Annotated in this window: 12 protein-coding genes; 11 read left to right on the top strand and 1 reads right to left on the bottom strand. The window is 65.2% G+C overall.

All coding sequences use genetic code 11. The annotated features are described in order from the left end of the window. Positions 1–79: 79 nt before the first annotated feature. From FB600_RS00835 to FB600_RS00785, 11 genes are all read left to right on the top strand, one after another. Positions 80–625, top strand: a complete 546-nt coding sequence (locus FB600_RS00835) for an NUDIX hydrolase (protein WP_186467837.1) — start codon at positions 80–82, stop codon at positions 623–625. Beyond that, positions 622–1,029: a dual specificity protein phosphatase family protein gene (locus FB600_RS37035; RefSeq protein WP_181164105.1), complete on the top strand. Its 408-nt coding sequence runs from the start codon at positions 622–624 to the stop codon at positions 1,027–1,029. The genes FB600_RS00835 and FB600_RS37035 overlap by 4 nt, the downstream gene beginning before the upstream one ends. Positions 1,030–1,051: 22 nt before the next feature. Then, positions 1,052–2,107 carry a glycosyltransferase family 4 protein gene (locus tag FB600_RS00825; protein ID WP_096751174.1) on the top strand — a complete coding sequence of 352 codons (1,056 nt, stop codon included), beginning with the start codon at positions 1,052–1,054 and terminating at the stop codon, positions 2,105–2,107. Beyond that, positions 2,067–3,152 carry a glycosyltransferase family 2 protein gene (locus FB600_RS00820; protein ID WP_098182960.1) on the top strand — a complete coding sequence of 362 codons (1,086 nt, stop codon included), beginning with the start codon at positions 2,067–2,069 and terminating at the stop codon, positions 3,150–3,152. The genes FB600_RS00825 and FB600_RS00820 overlap by 41 nt, the downstream gene beginning before the upstream one ends. A gap of 74 nt (positions 3,153–3,226) precedes the next feature. Continuing rightward, positions 3,227–3,847, top strand: a complete 621-nt coding sequence (locus FB600_RS00815; protein ID WP_127837761.1) for a hypothetical protein — start codon at positions 3,227–3,229, stop codon at positions 3,845–3,847. A gap of 41 nt (positions 3,848–3,888) precedes the next feature. After that, complete coding sequence (locus FB600_RS00810; RefSeq protein ID WP_096751171.1) at positions 3,889–4,410, top strand: hypothetical protein; 522 nt, start codon at positions 3,889–3,891, stop codon at positions 4,408–4,410. Between the two features lie 74 nt (positions 4,411–4,484). After that, positions 4,485–6,680 carry a peptidase domain-containing ABC transporter gene (locus FB600_RS00805; protein WP_098182959.1) on the top strand — a complete coding sequence of 732 codons (2,196 nt, stop codon included), beginning with the start codon at positions 4,485–4,487 and terminating at the stop codon, positions 6,678–6,680. Positions 6,681–7,399: 719 nt separating this feature from the next. Next, complete coding sequence (locus FB600_RS00800) at positions 7,400–8,611, top strand: hypothetical protein (RefSeq protein ID WP_098152400.1); 1,212 nt, start codon at positions 7,400–7,402, stop codon at positions 8,609–8,611. Then, positions 8,608–9,744 carry a hypothetical protein gene (locus tag FB600_RS00795; protein WP_096751168.1) on the top strand — a complete coding sequence of 379 codons (1,137 nt, stop codon included), beginning with the start codon at positions 8,608–8,610 and terminating at the stop codon, positions 9,742–9,744. Before FB600_RS00800 ends, FB600_RS00795 begins: the two co-directional genes overlap by 4 nt. Continuing rightward, positions 9,738–10,340, top strand: a complete 603-nt coding sequence (locus FB600_RS00790) for a hypothetical protein (protein WP_098182958.1) — start codon at positions 9,738–9,740, stop codon at positions 10,338–10,340. Before FB600_RS00795 ends, FB600_RS00790 begins: the two co-directional genes overlap by 7 nt. Further along, positions 10,337–11,464 (top strand): acyltransferase family protein, encoded by a 1,128-nt coding sequence (locus tag FB600_RS00785; protein WP_096751166.1) that lies wholly within the window; start codon positions 10,337–10,339, stop codon positions 11,462–11,464. The genes FB600_RS00790 and FB600_RS00785 overlap by 4 nt, the downstream gene beginning before the upstream one ends. A 28-nt stretch (positions 11,465–11,492) precedes the next feature. Here the strand turns inward: FB600_RS00785 and FB600_RS00780 are convergent, their stop codons facing one another. Further along, on the bottom strand, positions 11,493–12,038 hold the full coding sequence (locus tag FB600_RS00780) for a hypothetical protein (RefSeq protein ID WP_098182957.1): 546 nt from the start codon (positions 12,036–12,038) through the stop codon (positions 11,493–11,495). Positions 12,039–12,064: the final 26 nt, after the last annotated feature.

Here is a 12,064-nt window from a genome sequence, read left to right as displayed (position 1 = left end):
TTTTGAAAGAAAACACAAAGAAATTGATAAAAATCATATAGATGTGAAATGTAACAACAAAATGCATCCGCATTTTTACATGACTTTTTTGATACACGCTTTGGAAATAATAGGGAATAAATTGGAAGTGACATCGAACACCATCGCCGACGGCGTGAACGTAATATGGAAAGTCGAATTTCCGCCGCGCGACCTGCCGGTTCGCCAGGTGTATGGGTTGATCTTCGACGAACAAGGCCGGATGCTGGTCTGCAACGATCGCGGACGCTACAACCTTCCCGGCGGCCATCCCGAGCACGACGAGGACTGGCTGCAGACGCTCGAGCGTGAATGCATCGAAGAGGCCCAGGCCGAATACCAGCGCCCGATGTATCTCGGCTATGTAGAGGTGACGGAAACCCGTGGCGGCGTCACCGAGGTCTACGCCCAGTTGCGTTTCGTCGCCGCGTTGTCGCATTTGCGTCCCGAGGCACCCGACCCGGTCACCGGCCGTGCCTATGCCCGCGAATTTCACCCCCCTGGCGACGTGGCGCGCCTGCTCGGCTGGGGCCTGCATGGAGACCGGCAAATCGAGGACGGCGCCGCGTTGTGGGCCATCGCCTCGCGCCGAGGGGAGCAATCTTGATCTTCACGCAGATCGACGATCGCCTCTGGATCGGACCGCAGCCGGCCGAAGCCGACGTGCTCGCGCATCGTATCGGCGCCACGGTCTCGCTGCGACGTGCCACGCCGGATCCGATTGCCGGCATCGAACAGTTCCATCGCCCGCTCAGCTACTGGCACGAGGATTTCAAGCGTGTCGATCTCGATACGCTGAGCGCCCTTGTCGATGGCCTGCGTGCACGGGGATTGAACGTGCTCGTGCATTGCCGGGAAGGCGTCGATCGATCCGGCGTATTCGCGATCGCGCATCTGCGCTCACAACTGCCGACGCTGGACAGCGCGCTCGATCGCTATCGAGCAATTCGCGCAAGCACCCCGCTGCCCCGCTTCGGCGGCATCGAATTGTTGCGCGGCTGGTTCAACTAAGGACCACAAACGAGGACGAAGCATGCGTATCGCGTTCCTGTCTCCGCTTTCCCGAAGGCTCAGCCACACCGCCTTCCTCGATCCGGGCCTGGGTGGCAACGAAACCACCTATGTCCTCTGGGCCGAGGAAATGGCGCGACGCGGCCACGAGGTCGATCTCCACTCGCTCGACCCGCACCGTGAAACGCATGCTGGCGTGCGCTACCGGCACCTGGACGATTTCGATTCGAACGCCGGCAGCTACGACATGCTGATCGCCTGCCGCGCGCCGTCCGTGCTGCGCGGAGGACGCCGGGCGCCGGTGCAGGTGCTCGTGCTTGGCGATCGCCACATCGAGCAGGCCGAGGCGGTGACGACGCAGAACTGCGACTTCGTCTGGTACAACTCCTGGACGCAATACGAGACGCTAGCGGCCAGGTTTCCCTCCGACATCCCGTTCGTGATCGGCTCCTGCGGCGTGGAGGATGCGCTGCTGACGCGCCCCGTGGCCAAGGCGCCGCTCAATTTCCTGCACTCGTCGGCGCCCTATCGCGGCCTCGCGCGCATGCTGAAACTGTGGCCGGCGATCCGCGCCCGCCACCCGGACGCAGTCCTGCACATCACGGGCGGCTATCGTCTGTGGGGCTACGACGAGACGCAATCCCGCGGCTTCCTCGAGAACGACGTACGCGCCGAGGACCTGGACGCGCCCGGCATCGTGTACCACGGCGCCGTGCCGCGCGAGGCTTACCTCGAACTGCTGAGTCGCTGCAGCTATTTCGTCTATCCGACCGCCTACGAGGAGATGTGCTGCATCGCGGCCCTGGAAGCATCCGCGCTCGGCGTGGTGCCCGTGGTGTCAGGCATCGCGGCACTGCGCGAGCGCGTCACTCACGGCGTGGACGGGCTGCTGCTGGCCGAGGGCGCCGATGATCGCGACATCGTCGACACTTTGTTTTTCGCATCAAAATCAGTAGAACTAACCAACTATCTGTCGAGAAACGCGCGGCGTACCGCGACCGCCTTCTCGACCTCCTCGATGGTCGGCAAGCTTCTCGATGCGGTGTCGGATACACGGGAACGCCAACATGCATATTGAAACCGCCGCTAAGCCGCGTCTGTCCATCGTCGTCATCTGCTTTGGTCGTTTCGACAATCTCGAGATGCTGGGTTCCATCCTGGTGGGCTCCGCTCGCCCCGACTGGCAGGTCAGCGTGCTGTTTTCGTGCGGCGCGCGACGCGCACCGGCGGAACTGTCGTCGGCCTTGACGCAGCGCGGGATCAAGGTGCTGTTGCCGGACCAGGCACTGAGCATCGGCCGCGCCCGAGCCTTCGCGCTGGAGCAGTTGAACACCGAATTCATCTCCTTCCTCGACGACGACTGCTTCCCGACCCCGAACTGGTTCACCGCGCTCGCCGATGGCCTGCGCCTGCACCCCGAGGCCGGCATGTTCTTCGGGCCGCGCTTGGAAAGCGCGCCCTACGCGCTCGGCGGCTATATCCGCAAGCGCGAGGCGCAAGCCTCGAGCAAGATGCGCCTGATGCGCCAGGCCGGCTCGCGAGGTGCCTTCATCGTCAATCCGAACGCGCTGTGCGCCGGCGGCAACATGACGGTCAACGCGGTCGCGCTCCGGCAGGCCGGTTACTACGACCCGCACTTCGAGGGCAAGGCCTTCGAGGATGTCGATTTCCAGTTGAGCCTGATGCAGGCGCGACGCGACGTGGTGTTCTCGACCCGCATGGTGGTTCGTCACCAGGACCCGATCGAGAGCATGTCGCTGCTGCGGAAGTCGATTCGCTCGGGGCGCGGCATCGTCGCGATCCGCTCGAAGTATGGCGACAGCTTCAGCAGGCTGACACGCTGGGCCAGCGTGCCATGGCTGCTATATCGGCCGCTGTTGATGGCCTTGCTGCTCATCGGGATCGCGCTCTGCCCTCGCGGCGGCTGGCTGCTGCTGTCATTCGCCGCCGTGCTGGCGGCCGAGCTGGCGGGCTGGGTCCGGCAGCCGCAGATCGCGTGGCTCACGCTCAAGCCGATCCGGGACGGCTCGATCGTGATGGGTATGTGTCTCGAGCGCCTGCTGGCGCCGCGCCGCATCCCCTCCCCCCTTCATCAGACGCCCCAGAGAGAGACGACATCATGATGCAGAACACGAGCGGCCCCCGCCCTCACGCAGCGCGCCGCGCGCGCGGCCAAGACCGCAGCATTTCCATCCTGGTGGACGGTCCCGATCTTTGCGGAAAGTCGACTCTCGTCAACACGCTGGTGCAACGCCTGGCCGCTGACGGTTATCGCGTCGCGCAGAAGAAGGGGGTGATCCAGAGACGCTGGATTCACCGCTACCTCGATCGTTTCGATGCGAACAAGCGTCATGCGAGCGCCTTGCTCAATTCGCTCTACCTGCTGTCCTGCTTCCTGGACCGGGCGCCGGTGGCGGATACGGATATCGTGGTCTGCGAATCCTTCGTCGATCGTGTGATCGCCTACGGGATGACCTGCCGCCTCAAGTCGCTGGCGCCGCTCGCCTTCCTGGGCCGCCGCCTGTTTCGGCGATTCGATCTGCAGGTGCTGCTGCATGCCTCGCACGCGACGCGTGAATCCCGTCTCAAGAAGCGGCAGGACGCGACCCTGATCGATCGCAAGACCACCGCCACGGCCGATATTTCCTGGCGCTTCTGCGAGGCGTTCCGCGCCTCGAGTCGGCGCAGCGGCAATGTGATCCACGAGTACGACACCGGCCTCGTGGCGGTCGAGGAGATCGTCGAAACCCTGGCGCGCCGCGTGCGCGAGCTGAAGTCGCTGGATCGGTCTGCCTCCCTGGATGCCTTGCAAGCATGAGCACCATGCCATCGATACCGCCCCCGGGAAAGCCGGCGCCCTTGTTCCGCGAGCAGGCGCTGGCACAGGCCGGCGCGAAGCAATACGGCACCGTGCTGCTGTTCCAGACGCGCGCCAACCGTCTCATCGAGATCATGGCCTTGTTGCTGACGCTCTGCCTGCTGGCCCTGCTGAGCTTCGCGTCGTATACGCAGAAGGCACCGCTACATGGCGTCCTGCGTCCCGCGGCGGGTTCAGGCGGCCAACTGGAGGCCTTGGCCGAGGTGCCGGCGCAATTCGCGGCACGTCTGCACCCGGGAAGCCCGGTTTCGATCCGCTATGCGGCTTATCCGTTCCAGCAGTTCGGGCAAGGCCGGGGCGTGGTCGAGCAAGTGGAGCTGGTGCCGCCGGCCGATCCCGACGGCGTCGAAGCGGCTCGCTACCGCGCGCATATTCGGCTCGTCCAGCGGGCAGAGGACGATCGCCACGGCGCGCTCGTCCTGCAGGCGGGCATGGCTTTCGACGCCACGGCCAGGCTCGAGACCCGGCGGCTCTATCGCTGGTTGCTGGCTTCCGGCGCTTAGGCCCGAACCTCGATGCGGCTTGCCCATAGGGCACAACGAATCGCTACACCGAACCAATCGTCTCGCTTTCAACGATGAACTTCCTTTCCCTACCCGATCTGCGATTCTGGAACCGGCGCACGCTGCCGGCGATGCTGCAGACCGAAGCGACCGAGTGCGGCCTGACCTGCATCGCCATGGTCGCGTCGTACTGGGGCAATCACATCGACCTGCGCGCGATGCGCAACCGCTTCTCGGTCTCGCTCAAGGGCGCGACGCTCAAGAGCCTGGTCACGATGGCGGTCGCGTTGAAACTGCGGGCCCGCCCGCTGCGCACCAGCGTCAGGCAACTGCAATCCGTGCCATTGCCCTGCGTGCTGCACTGGGACATGAACCATTTCGTGGTGTTGAGCCGCATCCGCGGCGAGATCGCCGAGATCAACGATCCGGCCGTGGGCGTCCGGCGCCTGAGCCTGGCCGAGCTTGCCACCCATTACACGGGCATCGCCCTCGAATTGACGCCGGAGTCCTCCTTCGTTCGCCAGGACGCGCGCGAGCCCATCACGCTGGCTGCCCTGGTCGGTCGCATCGTCGGGCTGCGCGGCCGGATCGCCGGGCTGGCCAGCCTGGGCATCGCGATGCAGTTGCTGACCATGATCGCGCCGTTCTACCTGCAATGGGTGGTCGACCAGGTGCTGGTGGCCGACGACGCCAACCTGCTTGACGTGCTGGCGCTGGCTTTCCTGGTACTGGCCATGGTTCAGGCGATGTGCTTCGCGGTGCGCAGCTGGTTCACCACCACGCTGTCCACCGACATCAACTTCCAGTGGTTCCGCAATGTCTTCGACCATCTGATGAAGCTGCCGGTCGAGTTCTTCGAGAAACGGCATGTCGGCGATATCGTCTCGCGCTTCGGCGCGGTCCAGGTGATCCAGCGCAGCCTGACCAACCAGTCGGTCGACGCCGCCATCGACGGCATCCTGGTGATCGGCTCGCTGGTGGTGATGGCGCTCTACAGCCTTGGGCTCGCGTCGATCACGCTGGTCGCGATGCTGATCTACTGCGCGGTGCGCGCCTCGATGTTTCGCGCATTGAAGGCGCGCACCCGGGAACAGATCGTCTTCAACGCGAAACAGCAAACCCATTTCATCGAGTCGGTACGCGGTGCCCAAACCATCCGGCTGTTCAACGGTGCGCTGGAGCGCAAGACGGTCTGGAGCAACCTGCTGGCCGATCAGGTCAATGCCGAGCTCGGCGTGGCGCGACTCACGCTCTGGTCGAGCACGGCCAGCAACCTGATCTTCAATATCGAGAAGGTACTGATCGTCTGGCTGGGCGCACGCCTGGTACTCGGGCACAGCTTCTCGGTGGGCATGCTGCTGGCTTTCCTTGCCTACAAGGAGCAGTTCACGCTGCGCGTATCCGGCCTGATCGACAAGCTGTTCGAGTTTCGCATGCTGCGGATTCAGGCCGAACGATTGGCCGACATCGTGATGAGCGCGCCCGAGGACGACGAGCACGCCGACGAGATCGACGGCGAGCTGGATCTCGAGCACGCCGGTATCGAACTGCGCGGCGTGAGTTTTCGCTATGCCGCCGACGAACCCGACGTGCTGGAAAAGATCGACCTGACGATCCGTGCCGGCGAATGCCTGGCCTTGACGGGACCGTCCGGCAGCGGCAAGACCACGCTGGTGAAGCTGCTGCTGGGCGTGCTCTCGCCCACCGAAGGCCGGATCCTGATCGGCGGACGCGACCTGCGGCACCTGGGGCTGGCCCGCTACCGCGCCCTGATCGGCACGGTGATGCAGGACGATCAGCTGTTCGCCGGCTCGGTGGCCGACAACATCGCCTTTTTCGATGTCAACCCCGACCGGGAGCGCATCGAGTCCTGCGCGCGCGCGGCCGCCATCCATCGCGAGATTCGCGGCATGCCGATGGGCTATGCCAGCCTGATCGGCGACATCGGCAGCGGCATGTCGGGTGGCCAGCGCCAGCGCCTGCTGCTGGCCCGAGCACTCTATCGCAAGCCGCGGATCCTGGTGCTCGACGAGGCCACCAGCGCACTCGATGCCGACAACGAGGCCCATGTCAACCAGTCCGTGGCCGGACTCGGCCTGACCCGCATCCTGGTCGCGCATCGAGCGGAAACGATCGCGATGGCCGAGCGCGTGGTGACCCTCGCGGGCGGCCGGATCGTCTCCGACCAGCCGAACTCGCCGGTACGCGCGTCGGACTCGCCGGCATCGGCTGCGCAATGCGAAGCCCTGACGGCAAGCGAGGACGCCTGAGCATGCGACACCCGAATCCCGCCTTGTTCCGGATCTATCCGAAGCCTCGACGCTCCGCTCCTCGCGGGGAACGCGGCCTCGCGGATCCAGCCAGGCATCCCGCCCCTCGCTGCCTGCCGAACGGCAGGCACGGCGGCAAACCGCGACGCGCGAGCGTCGCATCCACATCCATGCGAATGGATGGCCTTCAACCTTGAAATCAGGAGAAACACCATGACGAACGCAACGATCGTGATCCAGGACGACGAATTCGACATCCGCGAACTGACCGAAGCCGAACTGCTGGCCGTGTCGGGCGCGGCGGCGAACGCTCGCAACGTGAGCTGAGCGTCCGGTCACGGCGCGACATCGCTTGATCGCATCGCAGTATCCGGCCGTGGCCTGCCACGGCCGATTCCGGGCGCACCCGCGCCACACCCGATCCGGCATTCACCGGATGTTTTCTAAAAGGACTTCATCATGAACCAGCTCAACAACCTGATCGACATCGAAGACGGCGAATTCGACATCCGTGAACTCACGGAAGACGAACTGCTGGCAGTGTCGGGCGCCGCAGCCAACGCTCGCAACGTAGGCTAAGCGCAAGCACACGGACGCACCATGCGTGCGTCCCATCAGACCGGGTTCGGCCATGGCGGCGATCCCGGTCACTCGGTCAGACGGATCGCTGCCGTCGCGCGTCCAGCGCCATCGTTACCGCCTTTGTCGTGAGGAATGTCGTGCACCCCGTCGAGAACCGCTTCCCGTACCCGCTCTCGGACGCCTATCTGCGCAAGCGGCTCGCCTTCGCGATCTTTCGTCCGTTCGACGTGCTCGACACCGGCGAACGTCCGTTGATGGAAGGCAAATCCTTCCACCATGGCCTCGGCGCATCGGATTTGCGCGCATGCCCGTATCACGATTCGCGTCGGGCCGCGAGCGCGGACAAGCCAATGAATTCCGGGGCCCTGCTTCGATTTCGCCAGGACCAGGCCCAGGTGGCGGCCATCCTGGCCGCCATCGTCACGGCTGCCGCGGCCCGCGGGGACGCCTCGACATCATCTTCGCACTCGCTGCTCGGACTCTGGCGTGTCGCGCATGCCGCTCGCATGCTGCCGCTGGTCGACCTGCTGCGCGCGGACCATCTGAGCCAGCCACTGCCGCCGCCGATGGCCGCGATCGGCACCGTGCACAAGTTCGCCATCGGCGTGATGGACGTGGTCGGCTTCGCCCTGAAGACCGGGCACCAGATCGAGGATTGCCGCGGCGCCAGCGAGCTCTACGCCCTGGCCGACGAGGGCGGCCGCCTGATCGGCGAAAAGGAAGTCTGTCCCGCGCCCCCCAAGTACATGCTGGAGATCCTGGAAATGGTGGTGGCGATCTGCTCAGGACGACACCGGGACACGGTCGAACTCGATTCCGCCACGCGGGAGAGCGTGTCGCGTGCCGTGAGTTTCTCGTTGCCGAACTGGCAACTGCACCGCTTCGCGCTGGTCCATGACCTGGTTCGCCATCGGACCTGGCATCTCGCTCGACGCGCATCGCCGCCGCTGCGTCATGCCAGTCCTTATGGCGCGCTGGCGCTGGCTGCCACCGCGCTGCCCGATCCGCTCGAACATCCAACGGTCGGCTCGATGCTGCGGATTCACTGGACCAGCCCGGGCGAAGTCGAGATCAACGGGATCTTCTCGGCCTGGATGAGCCTCGCCACGGAGATCCTGCGTGGCGGGCACACCATGGCGCTCGAGCGCCTGCAGGCCCGTCGTGCCCAACTCGATGCACTGTCGCTGCTGTTCCTGCAGGAGGCCGACCGGAAGCTCGCCACGGCGATCGGCCTGCCATCGACCGACGCGCCCTACCGCTACGTGCCGCGCGACCTCGAACACTTCTTCGGTGGCGCGCCAACCGCCGCCGATTTCGTTACCGCCTCCCTACAAGGTGCCAACGCATGAATTCCGTCGCCGAATCCGTCCTTGCCAGCCGGCCGTCCCGCCCTTTCCCACCGGCGGCCTCGCCGCTCGAGACCGACGCGCTGCTGGCCGCGCTCGATCCGGCGTTCCGTGCGCACGCGCAGGCGCTGCTGCTGATCGGCTCGCATAACGAGGGATTCTCGAACGCCTATTCCGATATCGACGTCTTGCTGCTGACCGACGCGAAGGGCCAGCAGGCGATTCAGCGCCTCGAGGGCAAACCCCTGTTCGTCGACGACAAGCGGGTCGACATCATCGTCATGAGCGTGGGCGAGGTACGCGCCTTCATTCGCGTCGTGATGGAGGACATCGACAACGCGATCCTCAAGGACCTGGAATGGGTCCACAAGATCGCGCATTCGCGCGTGCTCCACGACCAGGGCACCTACGCGGCGCTGCTCGGTGATTTCGACTACGGGCTGTTCGGTGAACGGGTCGCCGCGAAGTACCTGGCTTTCGCCAACGACCAGTACACCTTCCTCGCCGGGCAACTTGCCGACGGCGATCCACTGACGGCGGCCGACGCCGCGCGAACTCTGGTCCAGACCCATGTCGAGGCCTATCTCGCACGCCTCGGCGATACCTACCCGAAGAGCAAGTGGCGCATGCGCAAGATGCAGCGGCAGATCCAGGCTGGGCAATCGATCTTCCACGCCATCTGCGAGGCGGAATTCCGCGCCCCGTACCAGGACCCGCAGGCGCTGGCGCGGTGGACCGATCGCAGCCTGTCCACCGTCCGCAAGTTGCAGGCCGGCATCTTCTTCGGCCGCGGCCTGCTCGATGCGCTCGACGCGGCACCCGCCACCGACACGGCCGACGCGATCGCCATGCATCCGCTGCTGTCGGTCGAACGACTCACCAGCACCTACGTGATGCGATTGCCCGCACGCAGCCTGGCGATAGACCGTGCCATGGCCCTGGTGCTGCTGTCGCATGCGTGGCCGGTTTCCGACGAGACGCGCCGCGCCGCACTCGCCCGCCACGCCGACCTGTCGATCGAGGCCGGGCAATGGGAGCGACGCGTGGCGGCCCTGATCCGGCGCGGTGTGCTGACCGGAACCTCGCAAGCCGCCGAGCCGCTCGCCGCCACCATCACCACGGTTTTCCCATGCTGATCACCATCGACGGCCCCGACTTCGCCGGGAAGTCAACCATCATCGCCGCGCTGTCCCGCGCCCTGGCCGAGCGCGGGTATCGAGTCTGCCTGAGCCGCACCTCGCTCACGCGGGGCTGGATGGTGCCGCTGGTCGAATGGGCGCAACGGCCTTCGATTCCCGCCTGGATCAAGAGCCTGGTATTTCACGCCGCCTATCTTCCCGACCTGTTCTGGCGCGTCCCGCGCGACACGGTATTTCTTCAGGAAACCTACTGGCCGCGCGTGCTGGCCTATGACGTGGTGGCGAAGCGCCGTGTGGGATATCTGTTCATGCGCGCCATCGGGTGGATGATGCCCAAGCCCGACGTGGGGGTGTTCATCGACAGCCGCTTCGGCGTGCGCAAGCGGCGCTATCAGCAATCTCCGGATCAATCCGACCAGCGCGATGCGCGGCGCTTCGGTCCGGACCGTGCCTTCCATACGCGGCTGATCGCAGTCTACAAGACGCTGAGCCGCCGCCACGGCGCGATCGTGATGAAGAACAATCACGAGGACGTTCAGGTCGTCGTCGCCCAGATTCTCGCCCAGGTGGAACGAGGGCGCCGACCGCGATGAAGGCAGGGCACGGCCGCCTCGCCTTCGCCCACCAGTTGCGCGGCATCGCCGTGCTGCTGGTGGTGATCTCGCATTACCTGCAATTGTTCTGGGAGCGTCCCGAAGTCGTCGACCGACATATCGGCCTGCGGCTCGAGGCAGGCGCCCCGCCGGCGCTGGTCGCTTGGCTGGCGGATGCCGGGATAGCCACGGGCTCGATCGGCGTGGCGATCTTCTTCCTTATCAGCGGTCTGGTGATTCCGATCTCGATCACGCGGCTGAGGCGCCGGTTTCTGCTTGCACGCCTGCTGCGCATCTACCCCACCTATCTCGCCGCGCTGGCCGTCAACCTGGTGGTGTACTGTGCTTCCCACGCGGGCGCCGCGATGCCGTGGCCCGGCCCGCTGGTGCTGGCATCCAATCTCCTCCTGCTGAACCCTTATCTGCGGATCGCGTCGCTCGACATGGTGAACTGGACGCTGGCCATCGAGATGACCTTCTATTGTCTCGCCGCATTGGGATGGCGGTGGGTCGAAAGATACGGTCGGCGCGCCATCGTGGCGACGGGTGCTGCCGTGCTGGCCGCCGCCTTGCTGCTGCGCATCGGCATGCCTGACGGCGGCCGCGGCATGGCCATGGCGGTGGTCGGGGAATTCGTCAACGAGGCGATGTTCGTCAGCTTCATCCTGCTGGGCACGCTCTGCTACCTGCACCTGGAAGGCAGATTGACGACGCGCGCGCTATTGCTCGGCCTTGCGTTCGGCTACCTCGGCTTCTGCGCGATCTGGCTGGTCCTGGTGCGCTCGCACGAGATCTGGCGCGTGCCCATGAACTATCTGCTCGCGCTGCTGATCTTCACCGGCTCCTATTTCTTCCGGCATCGATTTCGGGGTGGTGCCTGGCTGGCTCGTCTCGCCGACATCAGCTATCCGCTCTATCTGGTCCATGCACTGCTCGGCTACTGCGTCATCCGTCTGCTGATGGCCCAGGGGCAGCCCTATTCGCTTGCCGTCCTCGTCGCCACCTGCGCTGCCCTCGGCCTTGCCGCCGTCCTGCATCAACGGGTCGAGCGTCCGTCCCTGCATTACGTCGCCCGGTGCTGTCAAATTGTTCGTCCGGCGCAAGAGAAAATGCGGCGGTCATGACGCATCGGGGCCGGCATGGCGCTCGCCATCATCGACCGTCCACGGCCGCTCCCATCTCGCGCACCGTCTTGTACGGCGCGACGCCCGCCGGATCGGCCGTCATATGGTCGATCACGCGCTCGACCTCCGCGGTTTTCGCCAGTTCGTCGAGAAACGTCTGCCTGTCGAAATCCGCCGACACACAGCCTTCGACGTAGATGAAGCGCCGCTGCAGCGTCAGCCACAAGCTCGTATGATCGCGCCATCGCGTTGCCTGCTCGATGTTCGCCAGGCGCCGGCCAACCGCCTCCGCGATGTCCTTGTCGTACAGATAACCGCTCGGCAGCCGGCAGCGGCCTTCGAGCCAGCAGCTATTGCCACGCTCGATCCGGTAATGCGCCTCGCCGAGCCATTCCTGTTCGGTTTCGAGCGGCCCGAGCGGCACCGGGCAATTCGCGATTGCCGTCGAGACCTGGAAGAACGGATCGTTGCCGCGATTCATGCGCGTGTCGTCAGCCCGAACCGTGCCGCTCGAGAGCGTCAGCGCGATCGCGAACGCGTGCGTCCATGCGCGGTGGCGCATCGAGTGCATCATGGCTTGTCTCCTTCGACGGATAAGGG

Source organism: Burkholderia sp. SJZ089, from assembly GCF_007828315.1.
In the GTDB taxonomy this organism is placed as follows: Bacteria; Pseudomonadota; Gammaproteobacteria; order Burkholderiales; family Burkholderiaceae; genus Burkholderia; species Burkholderia gladioli.
Note: the sequence above shows the minus strand (reverse complement) of the source record. Positions and strands in the feature narration are given on the sequence as shown.